This is a genomic window from Burkholderia sp. AW33-5 (assembly GCF_053427615.1).
The window spans coordinates 1-533 of the sequence record NZ_JBSAXA010000097.1 but is presented as its reverse complement, the minus strand read 5'-3'; the positions used below and the strand labels follow the sequence as shown (position 1 = coordinate 533).

The following is a 533-nucleotide window of genomic DNA, read 5'->3' as shown; positions in this document are numbered from 1 at the left end:
TTGATCACTTGCTGCCCCTCGGATTCCACTATTTGCCCCACTTCTTGCAAACTTTCTGTTACTGCCGTTTGATCCGAGCTACCGCCTTGAGCCAGCTGGTCGATATAGCGCTGAATCTCTGGCTTGCTCACGATGCTCTCGAAAATCTTCCTGACTAGCTTTTCTGGTGCCTGCATCTTCAATGATGAAGCCGCGTCAGCATAGGCCTTGGCGTTATGTGGCGATATAACCCAAGAGAGCAGAGCGGGTTGCAAATCGCGTTTGGCCTGCAGCATTGCACGGGACCATTGTTCATCCACGATATCACAAACCATATTTTCAACTTTGCCGTAGGCCGCAATGCGTTGTTCTTTCTGATTAAGCGTCTTGATTCTAGAGATTTCAGTCGCCATATTGCGTTGCAGTCGAGCAGGATCAAGCTCCTGCACCAGCTGGTTTGCAACCTCCCCTAACGACTTCAGTGGCACCGGTTGTAATGCTTGCTGCCGTTGCGCGGACCGTTCCGCATCTTTTTGTTTCGCCGCTTTTGCGGC

General features: G+C 51.2%; 1 protein-coding gene. It reads right to left on the bottom strand.

Features of this window, described 5'->3' with window-relative positions; genetic code table 11:
- On the bottom strand, window positions 1–533 hold a 533-nt coding region (locus tag ACV22V_RS32515), incomplete at both ends, for a hypothetical protein (protein WP_448016834.1).